The organism is Thermoanaerobacter sp. X514, from assembly GCF_000019065.1.
Lineage (GTDB): Bacteria > Bacillota > Thermoanaerobacteria > Thermoanaerobacterales > Thermoanaerobacteraceae > Thermoanaerobacter > Thermoanaerobacter pseudethanolicus.
Genome location: NC_010320.1, coordinates 460,681 through 481,485 on the forward strand (window position 1 = coordinate 460,681; position 20,805 = coordinate 481,485).

Annotated in this window: 24 protein-coding genes; 22 read left to right on the forward strand and 2 right to left on the reverse strand. The window is 33.4% G+C overall.

Going from position 1 to position 20,805, the window contains the following annotated elements:
- Positions 1-132: 132 nt before the first annotated feature.
- From TETH514_RS02235 to TETH514_RS02285, 11 genes are all read left to right on the forward strand, one after another.
- Positions 133-2,340, forward strand: coding sequence for an ATP-dependent RecD-like DNA helicase (locus TETH514_RS02235; RefSeq protein ID WP_009051755.1), 2,208 nt, complete (start codon positions 133-135; stop codon positions 2,338-2,340).
- Between the two features lie 126 nt (positions 2,341-2,466).
- Positions 2,467-3,156: a ComF family protein gene (locus TETH514_RS02240; protein ID WP_009051754.1), complete on the forward strand. Its 690-nt coding sequence runs from the start codon at positions 2,467-2,469 to the stop codon at positions 3,154-3,156.
- 38 nt (positions 3,157-3,194) lie between these two features.
- Entirely contained in the window at positions 3,195-3,611 is a 417-nt protein-coding gene (locus TETH514_RS02245; RefSeq protein ID WP_003866890.1) for a TIGR03826 family flagellar region protein, read from the forward strand.
- A gap of 61 nt (positions 3,612-3,672) precedes the next feature.
- Positions 3,673-3,948, forward strand: coding sequence for a flagellar biosynthesis anti-sigma factor FlgM (locus TETH514_RS02250; RefSeq protein ID WP_009051753.1), 276 nt, complete (start codon positions 3,673-3,675; stop codon positions 3,946-3,948).
- A 16-nt stretch (positions 3,949-3,964) separates the two neighbouring features.
- A complete protein-coding gene (locus TETH514_RS02255) occupies positions 3,965-4,441 on the forward strand; it encodes a flagellar protein FlgN (RefSeq protein ID WP_003866888.1) in 477 nt (158 codons plus the stop codon).
- A gap of 10 nt (positions 4,442-4,451) precedes the next feature.
- Positions 4,452-5,894 carry a flagellar hook-associated protein FlgK gene (gene flgK / locus TETH514_RS02260; protein WP_009051752.1) on the forward strand — a complete coding sequence of 481 codons (1,443 nt, stop codon included), beginning with the start codon at positions 4,452-4,454 and terminating at the stop codon, positions 5,892-5,894.
- Between the two features lie 16 nt (positions 5,895-5,910).
- Entirely contained in the window at positions 5,911-6,804 is an 894-nt protein-coding gene (gene flgL / locus TETH514_RS02265) for a flagellar hook-associated protein FlgL (RefSeq protein ID WP_009051751.1), read from the forward strand.
- A 4-nt stretch (positions 6,805-6,808) separates the two neighbouring features.
- The gene (locus TETH514_RS02270) at positions 6,809-7,366 is read left to right on the forward strand and encodes a DUF6470 family protein (protein ID WP_009051750.1); all 558 of its coding nucleotides are present in this window, start codon (positions 6,809-6,811) and stop codon (positions 7,364-7,366) included.
- A 62-nt stretch (positions 7,367-7,428) separates the two neighbouring features.
- Positions 7,429-7,881, forward strand: a complete 453-nt coding sequence (gene fliW, locus TETH514_RS02275) for a flagellar assembly protein FliW (protein WP_038016279.1) — start codon at positions 7,429-7,431, stop codon at positions 7,879-7,881.
- A complete protein-coding gene (gene csrA, locus TETH514_RS02280; protein WP_004400863.1) occupies positions 7,862-8,089 on the forward strand; it encodes a carbon storage regulator CsrA in 228 nt (75 codons plus the stop codon). The genes fliW and csrA overlap by 20 nt, the downstream gene beginning before the upstream one ends.
- A gap of 129 nt (positions 8,090-8,218) precedes the next feature.
- The gene (locus TETH514_RS02285) at positions 8,219-9,433 is read left to right on the forward strand and encodes a flagellin (RefSeq protein ID WP_003866882.1); all 1,215 of its coding nucleotides are present in this window, start codon (positions 8,219-8,221) and stop codon (positions 9,431-9,433) included.
- A 400-nt stretch (positions 9,434-9,833) separates the two neighbouring features.
- On the opposite strand, the gene TETH514_RS02290 is transcribed toward TETH514_RS02285, so the two are convergent.
- A complete protein-coding gene (locus TETH514_RS02290; RefSeq protein WP_003866881.1) occupies positions 9,834-10,847 on the reverse strand; it encodes an LAGLIDADG DNA endonuclease in 1,014 nt (337 codons plus the stop codon).
- Between the two features lie 175 nt (positions 10,848-11,022).
- Between TETH514_RS02290 and TETH514_RS02295 the strand changes: the two genes are divergently transcribed.
- The 3 genes from TETH514_RS02295 to TETH514_RS02305 are packed head-to-tail and all read left to right on the forward strand — an operon-like array spanning position 11,023 to position 13,686.
- A complete protein-coding gene (locus tag TETH514_RS02295) occupies positions 11,023-11,985 on the forward strand; it encodes a DNA adenine methylase (RefSeq protein WP_003866880.1) in 963 nt (320 codons plus the stop codon).
- Between the two features lie 10 nt (positions 11,986-11,995).
- Positions 11,996-12,919: a type II restriction endonuclease gene (locus tag TETH514_RS02300; protein WP_003866879.1), complete on the forward strand. Its 924-nt coding sequence runs from the start codon at positions 11,996-11,998 to the stop codon at positions 12,917-12,919.
- The gene (locus tag TETH514_RS02305; protein WP_003866878.1) at positions 12,907-13,686 is read left to right on the forward strand and encodes a TRM11 family methyltransferase; all 780 of its coding nucleotides are present in this window, start codon (positions 12,907-12,909) and stop codon (positions 13,684-13,686) included. Before TETH514_RS02300 ends, TETH514_RS02305 begins: the two co-directional genes overlap by 13 nt.
- Positions 13,687-13,725: 39 nt before the next feature.
- Here TETH514_RS02305 and asnB read toward each other — a convergent pair whose 3' ends face one another.
- Positions 13,726-15,567, reverse strand: a complete 1,842-nt coding sequence (asnB, locus tag TETH514_RS02310; protein WP_009051748.1) for an asparagine synthase (glutamine-hydrolyzing) — start codon at positions 15,565-15,567, stop codon at positions 13,726-13,728.
- Between the two features lie 140 nt (positions 15,568-15,707).
- Here asnB and TETH514_RS02315 point away from each other — a divergent pair, with 140 nt between their 5' ends.
- From TETH514_RS02315 to TETH514_RS02345, 8 genes are all read left to right on the forward strand, one after another.
- Complete coding sequence (locus TETH514_RS02315) at positions 15,708-15,893, forward strand: Spo0E family sporulation regulatory protein-aspartic acid phosphatase (protein ID WP_009051747.1); 186 nt, start codon at positions 15,708-15,710, stop codon at positions 15,891-15,893.
- Between the two features lie 144 nt (positions 15,894-16,037).
- Positions 16,038-16,379, forward strand: coding sequence for a flagellar protein FlaG (locus TETH514_RS02320; protein ID WP_038016358.1), 342 nt, complete (start codon positions 16,038-16,040; stop codon positions 16,377-16,379).
- Positions 16,380-16,393: 14 nt separating this feature from the next.
- A complete protein-coding gene (fliD, locus tag TETH514_RS02325) occupies positions 16,394-17,953 on the forward strand; it encodes a flagellar filament capping protein FliD (protein ID WP_009051745.1) in 1,560 nt (519 codons plus the stop codon).
- A gap of 14 nt (positions 17,954-17,967) precedes the next feature.
- The gene (gene fliS / locus TETH514_RS02330; protein WP_009051744.1) at positions 17,968-18,354 is read left to right on the forward strand and encodes a flagellar export chaperone FliS; all 387 of its coding nucleotides are present in this window, start codon (positions 17,968-17,970) and stop codon (positions 18,352-18,354) included.
- Positions 18,341-18,829, forward strand: coding sequence for a flagellar export chaperone FlgN (gene flgN / locus TETH514_RS02335; RefSeq protein WP_009051743.1), 489 nt, complete (start codon positions 18,341-18,343; stop codon positions 18,827-18,829). Before fliS ends, flgN begins: the two co-directional genes overlap by 14 nt.
- A 132-nt stretch (positions 18,830-18,961) precedes the next feature.
- Positions 18,962-19,102 (forward strand): hypothetical protein, encoded by a 141-nt coding sequence (locus TETH514_RS12510; protein WP_019907394.1) that lies wholly within the window; start codon positions 18,962-18,964, stop codon positions 19,100-19,102.
- A 329-nt stretch (positions 19,103-19,431) separates the two neighbouring features.
- Entirely contained in the window at positions 19,432-19,629 is a 198-nt protein-coding gene (locus tag TETH514_RS02340; RefSeq protein ID WP_003866869.1) for a zinc-ribbon domain-containing protein, read from the forward strand.
- A 340-nt stretch (positions 19,630-19,969) separates the two neighbouring features.
- Positions 19,970-20,752 carry a basic amino acid ABC transporter substrate-binding protein gene (locus TETH514_RS02345; RefSeq protein WP_009051742.1) on the forward strand — a complete coding sequence of 261 codons (783 nt, stop codon included), beginning with the start codon at positions 19,970-19,972 and terminating at the stop codon, positions 20,750-20,752.
- Positions 20,753-20,805 lie beyond the last annotated feature (53 nt).

Genomic DNA, 20,805 nt, shown 5'->3' on the forward strand with positions numbered 1-20,805 from the left:
TTATGTTTTGTAAACGCTTCGCTACCTTAATTATACCACAAAAATTGAAAAAAAGAAATGAATTGGCTTTAATTTGCTTTAAATATAAGGTAAAATTAAATAAAGAAAAGAATTAAAACAGGAGAATCGGCTATGATTGACATAGAGGGTGTAGTTGAAGAAATAATTTTTAGAAATGAACAAAATGGTTATACGGTTTTAGAATTAAGTACCCAAGGTTTAGTAGTCACTGCTGTAGGTTATATGCCTTATGTAAACATTGGGGAAAGAATTAAAATTGAAGGAGAATGGGTAGAACATCCTGATTATGGTGAGCAAATTAGGGTTTTAAATTATGAAACCTTGGCTCCCACCACTTTAGAAGGAATAGAAAAGTTTTTATCTTCTGGCTTAATTCCTGGAATAGGTCCTGTTACAGCAAGAAAAATTGTAAAAAAGTTTGGCGTTGATTCTTTAAATATAATTGAAACTGCACCAGAAAGATTAAAAGAAATAAAAGGTCTAAGCGATGAGAAGATAAAAAGAATTTGTGAAGCTTATGAAATGCAAAAGGGCATAAAAGAAGTGATGGTGTTTTTGCAGGGGTACGGTATTTCCACTGCAATGGCTATAAAGATTTATAAAGAATACGGAAACAACGCGATTGAAATTATTAAGCAAAACCCTTACAGATTGGCTGACGATATATTTGGAATAGGATTTAAAACTGCAGACAAAATAGCAGAGAGCCTAGGAGTTGACCCTCATTCTCTATATCGCATATCTTCTGGTACTCGATATGTTTTGATGCAGTATGCGGCAAATGGTCACACCTATGTGCCGAAAGAATTGTTAAAAAAAGAAGCAGCAAGTTTGTTAGAAGTGAGCGAAGAAGAAGTAGAGGATTCTTTTGTGCTTTTAGTACAAAATGAAAAAATACATATTGAAACTTTTGAAGATGATACTGTAGGAATTTACTATATACCTTACTATATAGCTGAATTACACACAGCAGAGAGATTGTTTAACATGACACTAATGGAAAATGAAGATTTAGGCATAGATGTCCAAAAAGAAATTAGAAATTTTGAAAAAGAAACAGGTATTTTGTTAGCAGAAAATCAAAAATTGGCTGTTGAAGAAGCTGTTAAAAATTCTGTTGTTGTCATAACGGGAGGACCAGGCACAGGAAAGACTACAATAATAAATTGTATAATACGTATTTTTGAAAAAGCTGGTAAAAAAGTGGCTCTTGCAGCCCCAACAGGAAGAGCCGCAAAAAGGATAACGGAAGCTACTGGAAAAGAGGCGAAGACTATTCATAGGCTTTTAGAATATACTTATTCGGAGGAAGAAGGGAAGGGCTTTAACAAAAATGAAAAAGACCCATTAAAATACGACGTTATAATAGTTGACGAAGCTTCAATGGTAGATATATTGCTTATGAATGCTTTATTAAAAGCCCTACCTATAGGGGCAAAACTGATTTTAGTAGGGGATGCTGATCAGCTTCCATCTGTTGGAGCCGGAAATGTCCTAAGAGATATAATAGACAGTGGAATAGTAAAAGTGATACGTTTAAAAGAAATTTTTAGACAGCAAAAGCAAAGTTTGATAGTAGTAAATGCTCACAAGATAAATAATGGAGAATATCCAACCTATAACGATAAAAATAGTGATTTCTTTTTTATAAATGCTAACACCCAAGAGGATATATTAAAAACCATATTGGAGCTTGTGACAAACAGACTTCCTAAAGCTTATGGATTTCATCCTATTAATGATATTCAAGTACTCACCCCTATGAGAAAAGGGATAATTGGTGTTCACAATTTAAATTTAGAGCTGCAAAAAGCATTAAATCCCCACGACAAAACTAAAGCCGAAAAAATAATGAAGGAGTTTGTCTTCAGGGTGGGGGATAAAGTGATGCAAATAAAAAATAACTACAAGATAAAATGGAAAAAAGGCGATGAAGAAGGAGAAGGAGTGTTTAACGGAGATATAGGAATAATTCAATCAATAGACGAAGAATTACAGGAATTGACTGTATATTTTGACGACGAAAAATTTGTCACTTATGACTTTTCTGACTTGAATGAACTAAATTTGTCTTATGCTATAACAGTACACAAAAGCCAAGGCAGTGAATTTCCTGTTGTCATAATGCCAATTACTTATGGACCCCCTATGCTATTAACAAGAAACCTTTTGTACACTGCCGTTACAAGGGCGAAGAAATTGGTTATTTTGGTAGGTCAAGAGAAATATTTGAAATTTATGATTGACAACAATAGAATCTCAAAAAGATATTCAGGGCTTCTTTCAAGGCTTAAAAAAGCACTTTTGTATGTAAACTAAATATTACGATTTTACACAAAATAGAGGAAAATTTACTGTAAAATGATAATTTTTTAATTAATTTTAATTTAATAATGCCGATATAAAATATAAAAGAAAAGTGAATTGCAATAAGGGGCAATAAAGATGATTTTTTTAGACCTTTTATTTCCACCAAAAACAACCTGCATTATTTGTAAAACTGTTATAAAAACAGGGTATTTATGCGACAAATGCAAAAGCACATTAAAATTTATTGAGGGTAATAGGTGTAGTATTTGTGGTAAACCAATAGACTATGAAGGAACATGTCCTGATTGTTTAGAACATGGTCATGAATTTAAACAAAATATAAGTCCTTTTGAATACGATGGTGTTGTAAAAGACTTAATAGGGCGGTTCAAATATTTCAAAGAGAGAGAATTGGCACCTTTTTTTGCAGACTATATGGCTGATGCAGTTAAAAAAATGAACTGGCCTATAGATGTCATAGTACCTGTTCCTCTTCACAAAATTAGACTTGACGAAAGAGGTTACAATCAGTCAGAACTTTTAGCAAGAGAACTTTCTTATCGATTGAATATTTTTATGTCTAAAGCTTTAAGAAGAGTGAGAAATACAACAACCCAGACTGCTTTGCACAAAGAAGAGAGGATAGAAAACGTAAAGGGTGCTTTTAAAGTGACTTACAAAGATACTATTGTTGGGAAAAATGTGTTACTGGTAGACGACGTGTTGACAACAGGTGCTACTTTGGACGAGTGTGCCAAAGTCTTAAAAGAAAATGGGGCAAAAGATGTATATGTGGCTACCATAGCAACGGGTAAAAATATGTAATGGGGTGTTTGAAGTATCAAAAAGGGGGATGAAAGGAAATGGAAATAAGAAATTGTAAAAGGTGCGGAAGGCTTTACACGTACACAGGAATTGACCTATGTCCAGTGTGCTATAGACAGGATGAAGAAGATTTTATGAAAGTGAGGGATTATTTAGATACACATCCCTCGGCTACCATGCTGGAAATATCTCAAAATACACAGGTTTCTACAAAGAAAATAATGGATTTTTTAAAGGAAGGCAGGCTTATTTTAACCTCTAATAACGTCAATATAGGTCTTAGGTGCGAAAGATGTGGTAAACCAATACTTACAGGTAGGTTTTGTGACGAGTGCAAAACCAAATTAGCTAAGGAATTAATGAAAGGCTATTCGATTCAATCCGATGACAAAGAAGAAGAAAAACAAACAGGAGAAAGACTGTACGTTTATGAGAATCAAAAAAAGAAAAAATGATTTTTATATTAAACTTTTAAATTATTAAGTCGATATTAGTAGTAGTACGGGGGTGTTAAAAATGAAAATTTATAACAACAACATTGAAAAAATAATGTCAGTTTATCGAGTAGATGCAGTAGAAAAAGTTGCTAGCAAGAAAGCGGAGATAAAGGATAAAGTTGAGATATCAGAAGAAGCAATTAAACTTGCACAAAGTTCAAATGAATTTGAAAAGATAAAGAATCAAAAGATTGAAAACATAAAGGCAATGCTGAGTGCTGGGACTTACAATGTAAAAGCTGAAGATGTGGCGGATGCTATTCTTAAGGGAATATTGTTGAATAAAAAAATTTAAAAAGGGTGTGCTGGCAATGGCTAATAGCCAAAAGCTTGTAGATGTATTAAGGGGAGAAACAGAAATTTACAAAGTTTTATTAGACTTAGCGATAAAAAAAACTGATATTATAATTGCGGGAAAAATAAAAGAATTAGATGAAATAGTGCAAATAGAGAAGCAACTTATAAAAAAACTAATGGAATTAGAAGAACAAAGAGAGGATATATTGGAGAAGATTGATATAGAAGGCAAAATGACAATAACCGACTTGATAGAATCAATTTCTTCAGAAGAAGCAGAAAACCTAAAAGATATCAAATATAATCTGACTAATATTTTAAAAGAACTTGAAGAAAGAAACAAATTAAATGCTGCTTTAATTGAACAAGCGTTAGAATATGTAAATTATTCTATTCAAACAATATCAAGTGCCTTAGAAAGTGATGATGGTGTTTATGGGAATAATGGCAATATAAAAAAATACACCAGCCTAATTGACAAAAAGGCATAGGGGGATGAAGATGTCTACTTTTCAAGGATTAGAAATAGCAAAGACAGGATTGTTTGTAAGCCAAAAGGCTTTGGATGTTACTGGACACAATATTGCTAATGCTAATACCCCTGGGTATACTCGTCAAGTAGTAGATATGGCCTCAATTGCACCACCCACTACTTTTGGTATGTATGACCAATGGGGAAAAGCCATAGGAGAAGGCGTAAAAATACAGGATATAAGGCAAATCCGCGACCAATTTTTAGACAACCAATTCAGAAGGGAAAATAAATTTTTGGGTGAATGGGAAACAAAAGCGCAAGTTTTAGCTGCTGTTGAGGATATATTTAACGAACCTTCGGATAGCGGAATAAACACAGTGCTTAATGACTTTTTTAATTCCCTTCAAGAGTTATCCAAGAATCCAGAAAGTTTGACGGTAAGAGCAGAAGTTAGAGAAAGAGCTATTGCTCTTGCTGATACTTTTAATACTGTATATCAGCACCTTTATGATAAATTGAATGAATTAAATTCTACCATACAAAGTAGAATTGCAGAGATAAATTCTTATGCTGAGAGAATAAGTAAATTAAATAATGAAATATATAGATTCGAACTTACCGGACAAACAGCAAATGACTTAAGAGACCAGAGAAATCTTCTTGTTGATCAACTTTCTAAACTTGTCAATATCACTACATATGAAGACTCCAATAGAAATTTCAGAATCGATATAGCGGGACAAGCTTTGGTAGATGGGTCAACTGCATTTACGATGAGTCTAAATAATACAGGTGCTGTGGTATGGGATTTAACAGGGGCACCTGTAAACCCTTCAAGTGGTATATTAAAAGGCTTACTCGATATGAGAGATGGAGATGGCACCAACGGGATAAAAGGAGTACCCTATTATATAAATGAATGGAATAAATTAGCATATAGTATAGCACAAGCGATAAATGAAGTACATAAAGCAGGTTATGGCCTTGACGGTTCTACAGGAATTCCGCTTTTCACTGATTTTACTACTCCATATGATTCCACAGTTCAATATGCGAAGTTAATTAAAGTAAGTTCAGATATTCTTGCAGCAGATGGACTTGAGAAAATAGCTGCTGCATCAAGTACGGCTACTCTTCCGGGCGATAACACAAATGCATTAAAGCTTATTGCTTTAAGGGATCAAGGCAATGCAGTGCTGAATGGAGCCACATTTGATGACTTTGCAAGGTCTTTAATATCAAATCTTGGAGTGGATGCACAGCAAGCAAATTTAATGCAAAAAAATCAGGAATTCATGGTAAAACAAATTGATTTAAACAGACAATCGGTATCTGGTGTATCTTTAGACGAAGAGATGACAAACATGTTAAAGTATCAAAAATCCTATGCTGCTTCTGCAAGAGTGATAACAGCCATTGATGAACTTTTAGATACTCTTATAAATAGAATGGGTATTGTAGGAAGATAAAAGGCGGGTGTAAAAAGTGAGAGTTACTGATGGTATGCTTGTGACAAATTTTTTGAACAATTACCACAATAACCTTGAAAAATTACAAAAAAATCAAAACATGTTATCTACAGGCAAAAAAATATCAAGGCCTTCTGATGATCCAGTTGCCGTAGCTACCAGCTTGCGGATTAGGACAGATATGGCAAGAAACGACGCTTATACCAAAAATGCTGATTATGCAAAATCGTGGTTAGACATTACTGATTCTGCTTTAAATCAATTGGGTGACCTATTGCAGCGAACAAGAGAATTAGCCGTCCAGGGTGCGAATGGAACTTTGACGCAGGCTGATATGCAAAAAATGGCTAACGAGATAGAGCAGTTAAAAGCGCAAATGATACAAGTAGGGAATACCCAATACAATGGAAGGTATATATTTGCAGGCTTTAAAACAACCACACAGCCTTTCAGTGAGGATAACAATTCTTATAATGGTGATAATGGCCTAATAGAGTTTGAAGTAGGAGCAGGGGGAAATAAAATAGCTGTAAATGTACCGGGAGATAAAGTTTTTGATGTAGATTTGACAGGAACTTCTCAACTTCTTGTTATGATGGATAATCTAAAAAGCGCTTTAGACTCAGGAGACCATCAGGCTGTAAGCAATTTAATAGTTGATGTGGATAAACAGATGGAAAATGTATTGGCAGTAAGAGCAGAAGTAGGTGCAAAATCAAACAGAATTGACCTTATACAAAATAGGCTCCAAGATGATAACTACAATTTCACAGCGCTTCTTTCAAAAAGTGAGGATGCAGATTTGGCACAAGTTATTACAAATCTCAAAATGGATGAAAATGTGTATAGAGCATCACTAGCTGCGGGAGCTCGTATTATGCAACCTAGTCTTATAGACTTTTTAAGGTGATAATATGAATATAGTAATAAATCAAACTTTTGGCAGGATAGGTATAGACACTACTCCTGCCCAAATTTCTATACAAAGCCCAAAAGCAGACCTTGAAATAAAACAAATACCTGCAAAAATGGAAATAGACCAAAAACTTCCTCAGGTACATATAGATCAGTATCAGTGTTTTTATGAAGCAGGCCTTAAAAATATTTTTGATCTTGTCCATGATGAAGCCCAGTGGAGCAAGCAAATAGCTTTAGAAGCGATAGGTAAAATTGCTGAAGATGGAGATACACTTGCATCAATAGAAAACCATCAAGATGCAATTGTAAAGTTAAGCGAAGAAGCCCTGATTCAGGATATAGACTTCAATGTTGACCTCATGCCAAAGTCACGACCCAAAATATGGTTTGAAGGATATTTAAGAATAAATTGGCAGTTAGGCGGTGCAGAAATAAAAGCAATACCACATAAGCCTCAAATATCCGCAATACCAGGCCATATAAACATTTACATGAGACAATATCCTTCAATAAAAATAGAATATGTGGGAAACAATTTTGATAAAACGGTTTAGCTTTTATTGTTTTCCTTATGGTAATACCTATAAAACCCGAATATGAAAGTGAGGAACTGATTATGCAAATAAATACAAAAAACTTTGGCATCATAGAATACAATCCTGAAGACGTAATTTACTTTGAAGAAGGAATACCAGGTTTTGAAGACTTACACATTTTTTTAATAATTACTGACAACAATGAAGATATGCCTTTTAAGTGGCTTCAATCTATTGATAATACAGACATAGCTTTTGCAATTATTGACCCGAGAGTATTTAAACCTGATTATACCTTTGAAATTGATGAAGAATTAATACAAGCTCTTCAAATAGAGGATATAAACCACCTTCTTATATATGTAATTGTAGTAATCCCCGATGAAATAGAAAAAATGACAGCAAACCTAAAAGCCCCTATAATTATAAATGCTAAAAATAACAAAGGCAAACAAGCTATTCTTGACAATGATGAATACTTAATAAAGCATCCAATATTGGAGGAACTTAAAAATGCTTATTCTAACGCGTAAAGTAGGTCAGGCCATAATTATAGGGGAAGGCATAGAAATTAAAATATTAGAAATTGTTGATGGCCAAATAAAATTGGGAATTACTGCGCCAAAAAACATATCTGTTTTAAGAAAAGAGCTTGTAGAAATCAAAGACGAGAATTTAAAAGCTGCATCTGTAAACAAAGAAGCTTTGAGTAAAATAGAAAATTTTATTAAAAAACGCTAAAGTAAATCAAAAATATCTCGATATATATAGTGAAAACAAAAGATGAAACAGTTGGCCAACTGTGAGTCTTAAAACCTTTTAAAACCATGGCAAGGATGCCAAATAAAAAATTCAAGGAGGAAGGATAACATGATTATCAATCACAACTTAAGTGCGTTAAACGCATGGAGAGCACTTTCAATTAACACTGCAAACACACAAAAATCTTTAGAAAAACTCTCATCAGGCTATAGAATCAACAGAGCAGGAGATGACGCGGCAGGCCTTGCAATTTCAGAAAAAATGAGAGCACAAATAGCTGGACTTAACCAAGCTCAAAGAAATGCTCAAGATGGCATATCTCTCATTCAGACAGCAGAAGGTGCATTGAATGAAACTCAGGCAATACTTCAGAGAATGAGGGAATTAGCTGTTCAAGCCGCAAATGACACTAACACAGCATCAGATAGGGCACAAATTCAAAAAGAAATAGATCAATTAGCACAGGAACTGGGCCGTATAGGGCGAACTACTGAATTTAACACACAAAAACTTTTAGATGGTAGTTTCAAAGGTATTTTCCAAATTGGTGCTAATGAAAATCAAAATTTGTCACTTACAATAAATGATATGCGAGGTTATGCTTTACAGGTAGTCGGAGGTGTTACTTACAGCATCACAGGTACTTTTACCCCAGCAGCAAGTGGTTCATTAATTAGTAATGGTACCTATACTGTATCCTATGATGGAACCAAGTATCTTTTAAAAGACCAAGCAGGCAATATTGTTGCGACCAGTACGGATGGTAAGAGTTATACAAACGCAGCAAATGACGCGATTAGCTTTAATGATCCGGTTATCTCTGGGCAAATTACAATTAATGGTACGAATGCAACGGGTGTAGCTACAGTTACCAATGAAGGTTTAGATGCAGGTACTTACACGTATGATTTCACAAATAAAGTGCTTAAAAACGCTTCTGGTGAAATAATTGGTAAGAGTGCAGATGACAAAACGTTTGTAGACCTGCAAGGTAAAACTTTATTTACGCTGGGAGCTGCAGTAACTGCTAATACAACTTTTACCATCGGTGGAATTGATGTTACAACACAGAGCGCAGCGAATGCAGCTATTACTAAACTTCAATCAGCTATTGATACGGTATCTACAGAACGCTCTAAACTTGGTGCATATCAGAATAGACTTGAACACACAATCAACAACCTTGGCACAGCAGCAGAAAACCTCACAGCAGCTGAATCTCGCATTAGAGATGTAGACATGGCAAAAGAAATGATGGAATTCACAAAGAACAATATCCTCAACCAAGCAGCGACCGCAATGCTTGAGAGAATGGCTGCATGAACCATTTCTCACAGGCGTCCTGAGAAGCAATTCTCAGGAGTATCACCGGGTGAATTGCTGGAAAAGCCTTAGAGCCCTTTATACCACAGCATAGCCGGAAACGGCAAGTGCGATGGTTTGAAAAATAAAGGGATTGGCCAACCAGCAGCCAAGCTCCTGGACCGAAAGGTTGGAGAAGGTTCAACGATCAGGACATACCACCTAAGGGCATAAAGCCTATGGTGCTGAAGTCCGTAGGGAGAAATCCCGAAGCGCCCGGCTCCTATCAGAGAATTGATAGGATGAAGATATGATCTATTCGGTATCCGAAAGGAACCGGCCTGGAAGAGCTCAGGCAAATCAGTTACCACAAACAGTATTGCAATTACTCAGATAACACTAAAGGGAGGCTTTGCCTCCCTCAAATCATATTTTTGGCTTTTAAGTCTCTTATTTTCCATACTATACCCCAATACGTTCTATTTAACTTATTAGCAATTTCTTTATCTGAGAAGCCTCTTCTTTTAAAGTCAATAATTTTGTCTATCTCATCATTTGTATACGAAAGAAATTTCCGGCTATAAAAATTACTTAAATTTATTCTTTTGACATTTTTGCTTTCTTTACGGATTCTTTTATCAATATTCCATTTATAATCCATTTTGCTTATTTGAGAGACGTAGGGTTTCACAACATCTATAAAATTAAAAATTTCTTCTCTTTTCCCAAGTGTTAAAATATATTTTTTTCCATCTGGATGTCGTTTTAAATTAAATCTAATATTAAAACTTTTATAAATGTGTTCTTGCAATATAATATTTTCTTCTTCACTAAAATTCAGTGTATATAATGTTATAATAGGGTTAACAGTTATATTAGGTTTATTATTTTTTGAAATAACCAAAGTACCATCATCCATATATAAACATGCAAGCCCTACTGGTTCATTGAGCAATTTGATGTTGTCATAAGTGATTGTTTTCTTTTTATTAATATAAAATTTTTCATACAAAGCAGAGAATATTGGATGTGATATTGATTTTAAAGTGTTATTTTTATTAATTTTGAATCCTAAATCTTTTAGTTGTGTACATTTCCATAATCTATATTCATATTGTTCTTGACAAAAGTGTTCTCTATAATAAGCATTTCTGCCTCTTGGTGCATATGACAAATTTCCATCACCTAAAATACTACCGACAATTATATTTAATTGATAATTGGTTGGATGTAAATCTGGAATACTCGAGAGATATTTAGTTTCTTTTGCTTTTAAAAGTAATTCATGCTGTTTTTTCATATACTCTTTACTTTTTCTGATATTATATTTTGATGCCAATCTCCTGACTGATTGCTCAGATATACCGAGATGCTCTGCTAGAATTTTATTGTCCGTATTAGGATAAAATTTTTGCAAATATTCTAATTTGTTCATAAAATCATCAGCCCTTCAGATTATTTTTAACTTTATTATAACATAAATGTAGCTATAGCGGTAAAAACCAAATTTATCATTAACATTAGGAGAAATTGCGAACAAAACTTTTTCACTTTAAAAATTGATGATATAATTATTTTAAGAGACAAGCTTAAAGGGAAGTGATGGTGAAGTGCAAACATTGAATTTGATAGAGATTTCAGACAAATCATCAAGCATTTTAAATAATGCTAAGCCTTTTTTAAAATGGGCAGGCGGAAAAACACAGTTATTAGATGAGTTATATAAGAGGTTGCCATCTTCTTTAATTCAAAGTGGTGAAATAGAGAGATATGTTGAGCCTTTTGTTGGTGGTGGTGCATTTTTCTTCTTTTTAAAAAGAAATTTCAAATTTAAGGAATCGTTTTTAATCGATATAAATAAAGAACTAATAATAGGCTATAAAGTAATTCAAAATAATGTGAATGAATTAATTGATGAGTTAAGTAGCATGGAAGAGAAATATCTAAAATTATCAGAGGAACAAAGGAAAGATTTTTACTATAACATTAGAGATGAGTATAATAGACAAAAGGATAATTTTGATTATGTAAATTACAATTTGGACTGGGTAAAAAGAGCAGCGGACTTAATTTTTTTAAACAAGACATGTTTTAATGGATTATATCGTTTAAATAAAAAAGGTGAATTCAATGTACCATTTGGGAAATATAAAAACCCTACTATTTGTGATGCTGACAATTTAATCGAAGTAAGTAAAGCGTTAGAGAATACAGAGGTCATTTGTGCAGATTTTGAAGAAAGCAAAAAGTATATACATAAAAACACTTTGGTTTATCTCGATCCTCCTTATCGCCCTTTAAACAATACTTCGAATTTTACAAGTTATAATGAGAACGGGTTTGATGATGATGACCAGAGGCGGTTAGCTCAGTTTTTTAAAGAAATGGATAAAAAAGGCGCATATCTTATACTTAGCAATTCGGACCCCAAGAATGAAGATGTAGATGACAATTTTTTTGATGAATTGTATGCAGGGTTTATTATTGAAAGGGTAAAAGCAAAAAGATATATTAACAGTAATGGGGATAAACGAGGAGATATAAGTGAATTGATAATAAGGAATTATGAATAGGGGGCTTAAAATGAAGGAATTATATATTGAATTCTTAAATGTAGAAAATGAGGAAAGTGTAATAGAAAAATTTCATGATACACTTGTGGACACAAATAGGAGTTATGACTTTTTTGTTGATTGGGACAAAGTAAGAAAACACGTTGAAGAACATAAAATAGAATTTAATATATTAAATAGTTTAATAGGAAGTAATCGGTTTGATAATGACTTAAGAAAAATTTTATTAAATTATCCTCGAGTGCTTCCTGTTATACCGATTTTATTAGCAATACGAGACCTTAATTTTAAAGTAATTCGCGATTTTACAGATAAAAACTTGGATATTGTGAATTATGACTTTAACACTAGAACTCTTACATCAGAAGATATTGATAATATTATAGAATTTTTTGATAAGACAGGCTTAAAGAGATTTTTTCTGGAAATGGGTACGAAGAGCGTACAAGATTATGTAATAGGTGTGGAAGTAGGCATGGATACCCATGCGAGGAAAAATAGAAGTGGAGATGCGATGGAATTATTATTAAAGCCAATTATTGAAGATATAGCAACAAAGGAAAAAGGATTTGAAAGAGTTTTATTTCAGAAAAATTTCGGATATTTGGAAACTAATTATGGTATAGAGGTTAACTCTTCAATTAAAAACAGAAAAGCTGATTTTATTTTAATCAAAGACAACAAAAAAGTTATCAATATCGAAGTGAATTTTTATTCAGGAACTGGTTCAAAACCTCAAGAAATAGTGGATTCCTACATAGAAAGACAGAATGAACTTAAAAATAATGGATTTGAATTTATTTGGATTACAGACGGAGAGGGATGGAGAGGACAGAAAAATCAAATTCATAAAGGATTTGAGAAAATAGATTATTTGTTAAATCTTCATTTTGTGCGTATTGGTTTATTGGAGGAAATATTATGCAGGATATAGATTTTAAAAAAGAAATAACTACTGTATGGTCGTTTCCTGAAAGGGGAAAATGGAAAACGCATAAGGGAAATTACAGAGGCAATTTTGCACCTCAAATTCCAAGGAATGTTATATTAAGATATTCCCAGGAAGGAGATTTTGTACTCGACCCTATGGTTGGGAGTGGTACAACGCTAATAGAAACTAAAATATTAAATAGGCGAGGTATAGGTTTTGATATCAATCCAGATAGTGTAGAGCTGACTAAAAGAAATTTAGACTTTGATGGAGATTATAAGTATGAGCAGGTTGTAAGGGTAGGGGATGTGAGAAATTTAAAAGAGATTAGTGACATCAGCATTGATTTAATAATAACGCATCCGCCGTATTTAAATATTATAAAGTATTCAAATGGGAGAATAGAAGGGGATTTATCAAATATATCTGATGTTAAAAAATTTTGCGATGAGTTGGAAAAAGGAGTTATCGAACTTTATAGAGTTTTGAAAGAAGACAGATATTGTGCTATTTTAATAGGAGATACAAGAAAAAGCGGGCATTACATACCTCTTTCATATTATGTAATGAGACTTTTCCTTAAGAATGGTTTTGTATTAAAGGAGGACATTATAAAAGTTCAACATAATTGTAAGTCTACACCTTATTGGGAAAGACAGGTAGAGAAATATAACTTTTATATGATTATGCATGAACATTTATTTATATTTAGAAAGCCTAAAAAAGATGAAAATTTAAATAAAATAAAATATAGCACGGGCTTATACTAAATGGCGGGGATTTCCCGCCATTTAGCGTATTTTTATTTATTACACTATGGAAATTTTATAATCTTTTAGCCACATATTTATTTGCACGAGGTAGGCGAAAAGCTGTGGAGAGCCCATAAGCTGTGAAAACCAGGCAGGGTCATAGGCTTTTGCATCTGTTTCTATAAGTTCTACGATTGCTTTTTTATCTACAAGCTGTAATAAAGGCGATGTACTGTCATCAATTATTTGCTTTAGCCATTCTTTAACGATGTTTTTAAATACTGGATTGTGTGTTTTAGGGTAAGGACTCTTTTTTCTTTCAATTACTTCCTCTGGGATGTAATCTTTTAGAGCGTATCGCAATATTCCCTTTTCTCTGTTATTTAAATTTTTCATTTCCCACGGTATATTCCATACATATTCTACAAGCCTGTAGTCTAAAAAAGGTACTCTTGCTTCAAAACCTACTGCCATACTCATTCTATCCATTCTATCAAGAAGCATAGGCATAAATCTTGTTATGTTAAGGTAAAACATTTCCCTCATTCGAGCATTATATGGGTCTTCTCCGCTAAGTTTTGGCACTTCATTTAAAGCCTCGTTATATCTATCATTTAAATACTCTATAGGTCTTATATATTTTACAACTTCTGGCAAAAGCAATTTCATGCGTTCATTGACCATTCTTATCCATGGGAAGGTATGACTTTCAATTGCTTCTTTGTTTCTAAACCAGGGATAACCTCCAAAAACTTCATCAGCACCTTCGCCTGATAAAGCGACTGTTGCTCCTTTTTTTACTTCTTTCAAAAATAGATATAAAGATGAATCTATATCTGCCATACCAGGAAGGTCTCGAGCGTACAAGGCTGGCTTTAGAGCATGTGCAAGTTCTTCATTATCTATAAATACATAGTTATGGTTTGTGTCAAGTTTATTTGCAACAAATTTTACCCAGTCTGCGTCAGAGTTTGGTTGAAATTCGTTTGGCGTAAAATATTTATCATTACCCACATAATCTACAGAATATGTTATAAGTTTATGACCTTTTTGTTTTAATTCTTCATTTGCGAAGAAAGATACAGCAGTTGAATCAAGTCCACCTGATAGCAATGAACACAAAGGTACGTCTGAAACAAGTTGTCTTACTGATGAATCTTTAAGGAGATACCTTATTTTTTCCGCCGTTTTCTCAAGGTCATCTTCATGGGGAAGACTTTGTAATGACCAGTATTTGCTTATGTTTGCTCCATTTTTAGTGAATATGAGGTAATGCCCGGCTTTTAATTCTTTAATGTCTTTAAAGACACCACATCCGGGAGTCCTTGAAGGTCCCATTACAAATATTTCTGCAAGACCTTGTGAGTCTATCTCTGGTTTTACATGAGGATGTGCTAATATTGCTTTAATCTCTGAACCAAATATCAAAGACCCATTTTTAATGGTATAAAATAGTGGCTTTATTCCGAGATGGTCCCTGGCAATAAAAAGCCTATTTTGCACTTCATCCCATATTGCAAAAGCAAATATTCCATTAAATTTTTTAACACAGGTCGGCCCCCATTCTATATAAGATGTCAAGATAATTTCAGTATCTGAACGGGTTTTAAAAGTATATCCCAAGGATATGAGTTCGTTTTTTAATTCATCCATATTGTAGAGTTCTCCATTATGGATGATGACAAAATTTTTTTCACCGTATTTTTTTATCATTGGTTGACTACCGCCTTGTGGATCTATTACAATTAATCGACGATGGCCTAAAACACAATGTTTTGACAACCATATTCCAGAGCCGTCAGGACCTCTTTTTTTAAGAGTGTCTGTCATTTTTTCGATTACTTCATTTTGAAGTGACAAGTCCATATTAAAGTTAACCCATCCCGTTATTCCACACATAAAAATCCTCCTAAAATTTAAATCTATAAGTAAATATATTCTCTTTTTTTGCCATTGATACATGTTATAATTTTCTAATGAACTTTTAATTTCTACATGATATAATAAAAACATAAATGTTTTAGGAGGATGCGGCTTATATGGAGAAAGTGATAAAAGAGCATTATTATGAAGAAAATGATATTGCTGAAAGGATAAAGTTTCTAAAAAAGAAATTAAATGAATGTAATATAGAACTTCCTAAAGCCCTAGAGCTGAGTCGTGAATTGGACGAATTGATTGTCATGTACATGAAAAAAGAAAAACAAGTAAACCAGGCAAAATAAAGTACTGTTTTACTTGTTTTTCTTTTTGCGTGAAAATTACATAAAAAAATTTAAACTTTTTAAAATATATGTCGATATTTATAATAGCAAACAAGGAAAGTTGTTACAAATAATAAATTTTTATTCTAGGAGGTAGTAATGGCAATGTTGCAGGGGATTAATACTGCGAGAACAGGACATGTGAATTCGCAGTTTAGAAAGGATAGTGGGCTATTAGAGGAAATAAAAGTAGTAAAAGATATACTTAGTAAACCTGTGGATGATGACAAACTTAACAGTGCACTTAATAAAGAAAATAGAAAAATAAGCATTAACGATCATACATATTTTGAATTTTCTGTACACAAGCCTACAAATACAATAATGGTCAAAATTGTTGATAGCGATACGAATGAAGTTATTGACGAGATTCCTCCTGAAAAAATACTTGACCTTGTGGCAGGATTATGGAAAATAGCTGGACTTTTTGTGGATAGAAAAATATAGTTGGGGGTATTAAGATGGATCCAATAAGTATGAATAGCTACAATATGAGCAATTTATTAAGAATAAGTGGTCTTGCGACAGGACTCGATACTGATTCTATTGTACAACAGTTAATAAGAGCTGCCAGTATTCCTCTTGATAGATTAGAACAACAAAAGCAATGGTATCAATGGCAACAAGAGGATTTAAGGGATATAAACAGTCAGCTTATGTCACTCCGAAATGACAATGTTTTTAAGCTCAAATTGCAGGGAACTTTTATGGCAAAAACTGTTACATCGTCAAATCCTTCAGTTGCTACCGCTACAGCAGGGGCAAATGCGGTGAATGGATCGTATACCATATCAGTATCGCAATTGGCTCAAGCCGCTACAACTGCAAGTACAGATAAAATTGGTGCTGCAACTAAAAATTCTGATGGAACATATACGTATAATGCACTTAATAATACGGGAAGCGATATAACTCTTTATTTAAAAGGATTAGATGGAAATGACAAAGAAATAATAATAAAAAATGGTGCGACAATAAAAGACATAGTTGCTGCAATAAATGCCAAAACTAATGAGACAGGTGTAAGTGCTACATATGACCCAGGCTTAGATAGGCTATTTTTGGTATCAAATTTTACTGGAACAAATTCAAAGATTGATTTCAGTGGTACTACAGATCCAACTGCTCAAAATTTTTTAACAACTACGTTAAAGTTAGATTCAAAAGTTTTGGACACTGGAGGTATAACAGGCCAAGATGCACTATTTACTTTTAACGGTGTTCAAATGACAAGTTCAACTAACAATGTCACAGTAGCAGGAATAAATATTACCCTTACAGGAACAAGTAATAGCACAACAACCCTTACTGTTTTAACAGATGTTGACAAAATATATAACACAATAAAAAGCTTTGTTGACAGTTACAATGATATAATTACAAAGATTAATGCAAAGCTTACAGAAAAAAGGTATTACGATTATCCACCTTTGACTTCTGAACAAAAACAAGCTATGAAAGACAGTGATATAAAACTATGGGAAGAAAAGGCAAGGTCAGGGAATTTAAACAATGACGAAACTTTAATGCGAGTATATTACTCCATGAGAAATGTTGTTTCATCGACAGTATCCGGTGTAGGTTCTTTAAGTTCAATTGGCATTACTACAGGACAATGGTATGAAGGTGGAAAACTTTATATCGACGAAACGAAGTTAAAAGATGCTATTGCAAATGATCTGGACAAAGTAATGAAGATATTTGCTGGTGTTTATGAGACAGATTCTAATGGAAATACTACTTTGAAAACTTCAGGCATTGCACAAAATTTATATGATACTTTAAAACAAGGCATAGATGCCATAACAAGAAAAGCAGGGAGTACCGCTCAGCTTTACGATACAAGCTTTATAGGAAACAGGATAAGAGAAATAGATGATAGGATTGCTCAAATGCAAAGATATTTAAACGACCTTGAAAAGAGGTATTACGCGCAATTTACGCAGCTAGAAATGTATGTAGGACAAATGAATTCTCAAAGTGCGTGGTTGAGCCAACAAATTGGGGTTATGATGAAATAAAAGGGGGTGCGGTGATGGTAAATCCGTATCAGCAGTACAAAGAAAACGCGATTTTGACAGCCAGTCCTGAAGAGCTGGTACTGATGCTTTACAATGGCATAATAAGGTTTATAGAAGAAGCAAAAGGGACGATAGAAAAAAAAGATTATATGGCAGCAAATAATAGTATACAAAGGGCACAAGACATTATTACAGAGCTTATGCTTACTTTGGATATGAATTATGATATTTCTAAAAACTTGTACAGTTTATATGACTATATGCTAAGAAGATTAATTGATGCTAACGTAAAAAAAGACGTGACAATTTTAGAAGAAGTAAAAGGATTTGCAATAGAATTAAGGGATACTTGGAGTGTAGCTCTTAATAAAGTTAGAGAAAAAGTCTATGCGAAAGGTTGATGGGATGAATAATGCTGTAGAAAAGCTTACTCAACTTGTGCAGGATAAAATTCAGAAATTGAAAGAGCTTTGTGAGGTTACTGAAAAAATAGGTATTGCCATAGCTTCAAACAATTTAGAAGAATTAAAAAATCTTCTTATTACGAAGCAACAGATTATTGAAGAGATTAACGAACTAGATACCGATTTTATTCCTCTGTACAATAATTTCAAAAAAGAAAATAAAGTGGAAAGTATATTTGCTTTAGAAAATAAAATAACAGGGGAAATAAGTAAATTGAAAGCTTTATTCATAGAGGCAAAAGCCTTATTGGAAAAAATAAAAGAAAAAGATGACAAAAACCTCAAAGAGATAACTGATGTTTTTGAAAGAACGGGGAACAAATTAGAGGAATTGTCAAAGAATAAAGAAGGGTACATAGAATATCTTAAATACTATACACCTGACAGTTATTTTTTAGATAAAAAACGTTAAAAGAAGCGGCAAATCGCCGCTTCTCAGACTGTAGACAAACTTTCGTAAAGGAGATATTTTGCATAAGGAGCGACTTGTTACAAAGCGGTAACAAAACTTAGCAAGACCGAGGGTGGAGGCAGGGCCGAAGCCATGGATGGCGAAGGCGGGCACCTTAAGGCATGGATGCCGATTGTGCCCGGTACCCTGCCGGAGCCTGAAGGTCGAGCTTTAGTTTTGTCGCTTTGGAACATCGGAGCGACGATGCAAAATATCTCCTTTAAAATTTTTTAACTTTGTCAATAAACTGAGAAGCGGCAAATCGCCGCTTCTTTAAATTTTAAATTTATTTATTGTACTCATCAATGTATTTGCAATATTGCTCGAATCTTGTGCGGATTTTGATATTTCTTCTATTGCAGTTTTTTGTTCCTCTGTTGCAGAAGATATTTCTTGGGTAGAAGCAGTAACTTGGTATAAATTTTACAATAATATGTCGGAATTTGTATTTTGATATCGCAAAAATTTTATTGCTATTTAAGGTCGAAGGTGATATAATACACCTATAATATAATCGAAAGATTATATTGAACCAAAATTTCAAAGTGAGGGGATTATTAGTTATGTATCAAGACAAAGTGTTAGTGTGCAAAGATTGTGGAAAGGAGTTTGTGTGGACAGCGGGAGAACAACAGTTTTATGCAGAAAAGGGCTTCCAAAATGAGCCTGTAAGATGCAAAGAGTGCAGAGAAGCAAAGAAAAGAAGAAACCATCAATATGGTGCCAGAAGAGACAAGAAAGCTTTTGGCATGAGTAGATAATCCCCTTACTTTTTCGCAAGAAAAGTAAAGAGGATTATAAAAAAGACACCATTTTGGTGTCTTTTTTACATTTCAAAACTTTTTCCACATTGTTAAAACCGAATTTAAAAGTTATTAACAGACTTATCCCCATTATCCACAGATTTTTATTTCACAACATATTTTTTTTCTTTCTAAAAAAATTTCCTGTCCTCTTTAAAGAAAAAAAATATTGAAATTTTATTCATATGATATTATAATTATGAAAGCAAAATGTCGAGAAACTATATATCCCAGTCATTTATAATTGACACTTTTTATAAATTTACAAAAATTTTACAAACAGGAGAGGAGAAGGAAAATGAATAAAAAACCATTATTGCTTCTTTTAACAATGACCATTGTTTTGAGCTTATTTTTATCAGCTTGTGGTAACGAGCCTGCTAATACTTTGGACAAAATCAAACAAAAAGGCGTTATCGTAATGGGTACAAGTGCAGATTTTCCACCTTTTGAGTTTCATAAGGTAGAAGGAAATAAAGATACAATAGTAGGTTTTGACATTGATATAGCAAATGCCATTGCGAAAAAATTAGGTGTAAAGCTAGAGATAAAAGACATGGACTTTAAAGGGTTGATTCCAGCTCTTCAAGCAGGGCGTATAGATATGATAGTTGCTGGTATGACTCCAACCCCGGATAGAGCCGAAAATGTTGACTTTTCAGACCTTTATTACAACAGCCAACAAGTTGTGGTTGTAAAAAATGATAGTCCGATTTTGAAGTTTGATGACTTAAAAGGTAAAACTGTGGCGGTACAAATAGGTACCACTTCTGAAGAAGCTGCTAAAAAAATACCAGATGTAAATTTGAAGCAGCTAAATCGTGTTGGAGACGCCTTCATGGATTTAAAAAATGGCAGATGTGATGCAATAGTATTGGAGGATACTGTGGCAAATGCATATTTAAAAGAATACAAAGACATGAAGATACTTTCCATGAAAGAAATCAACACCGAGGAAGGTGGTATGGCTGTTGCAGTGGCTAAAGGAAATAAAGAATTAGTGAATATAATAAACGAAGTGATAAAAGAGTTAAAAACAAGTGGCGAATATGACAAACTTGTAGATAAATGGTTTAAGTAATGATGAAATTTAGTGGAGAATTTTCAAAATAGTTCTCCACTAAAATTTTGCAG

What these genes read in the sequence shown, in the direction of transcription:
- TETH514_RS02315 (WP_009051747.1), top strand. Translation starts at nt 15,708, where the DNA reads ATGGAGAAAGTGATAAAAGAGCATTATTATGAAGAAAATGATATTGCT.
- TETH514_RS02285 (WP_003866882.1), top strand. Translation starts at nt 8,219, where the DNA reads ATGATTATCAATCACAACTTAAGTGCGTTAAACGCATGGAGAGCACTT.
- csrA (WP_004400863.1), top strand. Translation starts at nt 7,862, where the DNA reads ATGCTTATTCTAACGCGTAAAGTAGGTCAGGCCATAATTATAGGGGAA.
- TETH514_RS02235 (WP_009051755.1), top strand. Translation starts at nt 133, where the DNA reads ATGATTGACATAGAGGGTGTAGTTGAAGAAATAATTTTTAGAAATGAA.
- TETH514_RS02240 (WP_009051754.1), top strand. Translation starts at nt 2,467, where the DNA reads ATGATTTTTTTAGACCTTTTATTTCCACCAAAAACAACCTGCATTATT.
- fliS (WP_009051744.1), top strand. Translation starts at nt 17,968, where the DNA reads ATGGTAAATCCGTATCAGCAGTACAAAGAAAACGCGATTTTGACAGCC.
- TETH514_RS02255 (WP_003866888.1), top strand. Translation starts at nt 3,965, where the DNA reads ATGGCTAATAGCCAAAAGCTTGTAGATGTATTAAGGGGAGAAACAGAA.
- fliW (WP_038016279.1), top strand. Translation starts at nt 7,429, where the DNA reads ATGCAAATAAATACAAAAAACTTTGGCATCATAGAATACAATCCTGAA.
- TETH514_RS02305 (WP_003866878.1), top strand. Translation starts at nt 12,907, where the DNA reads ATGCAGGATATAGATTTTAAAAAAGAAATAACTACTGTATGGTCGTTT.
- TETH514_RS02345 (WP_009051742.1), top strand. Translation starts at nt 19,970, where the DNA reads ATGAATAAAAAACCATTATTGCTTCTTTTAACAATGACCATTGTTTTG.
- flgN (WP_009051743.1), top strand. Translation starts at nt 18,341, where the DNA reads ATGCGAAAGGTTGATGGGATGAATAATGCTGTAGAAAAGCTTACTCAA.
- TETH514_RS12510 (WP_019907394.1), top strand. Translation starts at nt 18,962, where the DNA reads ATGGATGGCGAAGGCGGGCACCTTAAGGCATGGATGCCGATTGTGCCC.
- TETH514_RS02250 (WP_009051753.1), top strand. Translation starts at nt 3,673, where the DNA reads ATGAAAATTTATAACAACAACATTGAAAAAATAATGTCAGTTTATCGA.
- flgK (WP_009051752.1), top strand. Translation starts at nt 4,452, where the DNA reads ATGTCTACTTTTCAAGGATTAGAAATAGCAAAGACAGGATTGTTTGTA.
- TETH514_RS02245 (WP_003866890.1), top strand. Translation starts at nt 3,195, where the DNA reads ATGGAAATAAGAAATTGTAAAAGGTGCGGAAGGCTTTACACGTACACA.
- TETH514_RS02270 (WP_009051750.1), top strand. Translation starts at nt 6,809, where the DNA reads ATGAATATAGTAATAAATCAAACTTTTGGCAGGATAGGTATAGACACT.
- TETH514_RS02290 (WP_003866881.1), bottom strand. Translation starts at nt 10,847, where the DNA reads ATGAACAAATTAGAATATTTGCAAAAATTTTATCCTAATACGGACAAT.
- TETH514_RS02340 (WP_003866869.1), top strand. Translation starts at nt 19,432, where the DNA reads ATGTATCAAGACAAAGTGTTAGTGTGCAAAGATTGTGGAAAGGAGTTT.
- fliD (WP_009051745.1), top strand. Translation starts at nt 16,394, where the DNA reads ATGGATCCAATAAGTATGAATAGCTACAATATGAGCAATTTATTAAGA.
- TETH514_RS02320 (WP_038016358.1), top strand. Translation starts at nt 16,038, where the DNA reads ATGTTGCAGGGGATTAATACTGCGAGAACAGGACATGTGAATTCGCAG.
- TETH514_RS02300 (WP_003866879.1), top strand. Translation starts at nt 11,996, where the DNA reads ATGAAGGAATTATATATTGAATTCTTAAATGTAGAAAATGAGGAAAGT.
- asnB (WP_009051748.1), bottom strand. Translation starts at nt 15,567, where the DNA reads ATGTGTGGAATAACGGGATGGGTTAACTTTAATATGGACTTGTCACTT.